The organism is Mesorhizobium sp. M5C.F.Ca.IN.020.29.1.1, from assembly GCF_003997375.1.
GTDB lineage: Bacteria > Pseudomonadota > Alphaproteobacteria > Rhizobiales > Rhizobiaceae > Mesorhizobium > Mesorhizobium wenxiniae.
Genome location: NZ_RZSW01000653.1, coordinates 1 through 2,907 on the forward strand (window position 1 = coordinate 1; position 2,907 = coordinate 2,907).

At 63.0% G+C, this 2,907-nt stretch carries 1 protein-coding gene and 1 pseudogene; both read right to left on the reverse strand.

Annotated features, from left to right (window positions below):
- Positions 1–181 (reverse strand): annotated as a pseudogene (locus tag EOA85_RS31555) (glycosyl transferase family 39); the annotation flags it as partial.
- Between the two features lie 208 nt (positions 182–389).
- On the reverse strand, positions 390–2,907 hold a 2,518-nt coding region (locus EOA85_RS31560; RefSeq protein ID WP_164760007.1), incomplete at its 5' end, for an FAD-dependent oxidoreductase.

The following is a 2,907-nucleotide window of genomic DNA, read 5'->3' on the forward strand; positions in this document are numbered from 1 at the left end:
ATGGAAGATAAATCAGTTGCTCCGCGTCATCGACGCCGACGCCAGTTCCTGCCCAAGTGGCCAGAATGGACAATATGACGGTTTGCAAGGCCAAATAAGCGGCGACCATGACGATCGCCGCCGGGAAGGGGCCGATCCTGCTCTCGGCAAGCCATTCGTCCCATTTCATCGAATACTTCAACGAGTTTTCATCGCCCGTGCCAGTTGCCGCCGGCTCCGCTAGCACGAAGACCGTGCCCCGCACAATGTGGCAGCCCTGATCGCTTCCGGGGCGGCGGGCTTCAAGTCGAATCGTACCGCCGCTCTAGCTTTTTGGTTAAGCATCGGGCTTCTCCAAAATCGGTCGCACCCCGGGTCGGGCCGGAGGGCAGGCCTTTGGGTGCGGTGCTCTAGGTCCGCATCTTCTCGCCGCTCGGGTCGAAAGGCGGCTCGACATTGATGCGGGCCGGACGCCGGCTTCCGAGGATTTCGATCTCGAACAGTCCGGCGCTCTCTTCCCCGGCTAACGCCGCTGGCACATAGCCTTGCGCCATCGATTTCTGGACGTAATGGGCATAGCCGCCGGAGGTGACCCAGCCGACCACGCGCCAGTCGCCATCGACGATGCCGCGCACGGCCGAAGCGCCTTCCGCGGCCCTGGAGCCGCGCACTTCCTTGCCGTCCGTATCGAAACGCGGCGCACCATAGCCGTGCGGCTTTTCCACCGTGCCGTAGTCCTTGCCGCCGACCTTGGCCCAGATCGGTTCGTCGCCCATGACATCGGCGTCCGCGGCATCGACGATGAAAGAGACACGGCGCAGTTTTGGCCCTTCTGCCTGCTCCCTGGCTGCCGCTTCGCGTCCGATGAAGTCGTTCTTCTCCAGTTTGACGAAGCGGTCCATCGCGCCTTCGAACGGCCCGTAGATCGGGCGCAGTTCGCGGAACCAGGTCGGGAAATTCTTCTCCAGTCGCATCGAGAGCAGGGCGCGCATGCCGAAATCGACGAGGCCAAACTCTTCTCCGGCATCCTTGATCGCCTTGTAGACGAGGCGCTGGTATGCCGGCGCCATCCAGATCTCGTAACCGAGGTCGCCCGTATAGGTAATTCGATTGACCATGCAGGGCGCGCCGCCGACCGCGATCTCGCGGAAGTCCATGAAGCGGAAAGCCTTGGTCGAGATGTCGACATCGACCAGCTTCTGCAGCAGGTCGCGTGATTTCGGCCCGGCGATCGACAAGCCGACCAGCGTCTGGTCGAAGCGGTGAATGCGGACGCTACCATCCTTCGGCAGGTGCTTCTCGAACCAGCGCATATGATACTTCTGCGCCGCCGACGAGCTCCAGATCATGTAGCGCCCTTCACCCGCCTTGGCGATGGTGAAGTCGCCGATCAGCCTGCCAAATTCGTTGAGCATTGGGGTCAGCACGATGCGGCCGGTCTTCGGCATGCGGTTGGTCATCAGCCGGTTGAGGAAATCCTCGGCTGCCGGCCCGGAGACTTCGTATTTGGCGAAGTTGGCGATCTCGGTGACGCCGACCTTCTCGCGGGTCGCACGCACTTCCTCGCCGATCGGCCCGAAATCGTTGGAGCGATGGAAGGAAACGATGTCCTTCGGCTCCGTGCCTTTCGGCGCGAACCAGAGGGGGGTTTCGAGGCCCCAGCTATCGCCCATGACGGCGTTTTTGGCCAGCATCGTGTCGTAGAGTGGCGTCGTTTGCGCTGGGCGCGCGGCCGGCAATTCCTCGTTGGGAAAGCGGATGGAGAAACGGCGCGAATAGTTTTCGCGCACCTTGGCATTGGTGTAGCGCAGCGTCGCCCATTCGCCGAAGCGCGCCACGTCCATGCCCCAGACGTCGAAGCCGGGATCGCCATGAACCATCCAGTTCGACAATGCCAGCCCGACGCCGCCACCCTGCGAGAAACCGGCCATGACGGCGCAGGCGCACCAGAAATTGGTCAGGCCCTGCACCGGGCCGACCAGCGGGTTGCCATCCAGTGCGAAGGTGAATGGACCGTTGATGATCTGCTTGATACCGGCCTTCTCGATGCCGGGAAAATGCTTGAAGCCGATCTCGAGCGACGGCGCGATGCGGTCGATGTCGGGCTGCAGCAGCTCATGGCCGAAATCCCACGGCGTGTTGACGGGAGACCACGGCTTGCAGGCCTTTTCATAGGTGCCGAGCAGGATGCCGTTGCGTTCCTGGCGGGTGTAGATTTCGCCCTTGAAGTCCATCACGCCGATCATCTCGCGGCCGGTCGAGCTGTTGAATTCCTCAACCTCCGGCATCGGCTCGGTCAAGAGGTACATGTGCTCCATAGCCAGCAGCGGCAGCTCGACACCGACCATGCGGCCGATCTCGCGCGCCCACAGGCCGCCACAGTTGACGACATGCTCGGCCTGGACCGTGCCTTGTTCGGTGACGACGTTCCAGGTGCCATCGACTTCCTGCGTCAGCTCGACGACGCGGTTGCGCAGCACGATCTCGGCGCCGAGCTTCCTGGCCGCCTTGGCGTAGGCGTGGGTGGTGCCGGAAGGGTCGAGATGGCCTTCGACCGGATCCCACATGGCGCCGACGAAATTCGTCTCGTCCATCAGCGGGAACATCGCCTTGGCCTCTGACGGCGTGATCAGCTCGGTGTCCATGCCGAGATAGCGGCCCTTGGCGTGGGCAAGGCGCAGGAAGTCCATGCGCTCGGGGGTGTCGGCCATCATCACGCCGCCGGTCAGGTGCAGCGAACAGGACTGGCCGGAAAGTTCTTCGATCTCCTTGTAGAGCTGCACCGTATAGGCCTGCAGCTTGGCGACGTTGGGATCGCCGTTGAGCGTGTGGAAGCCGCCCGCCGCATGCCACGACGAGCCGGAGGTGAGCTCCGAGCGCTCGATCAGCATGATGTCGGTCCAGCCGGCCTTGGCCAGATGGTAGAGC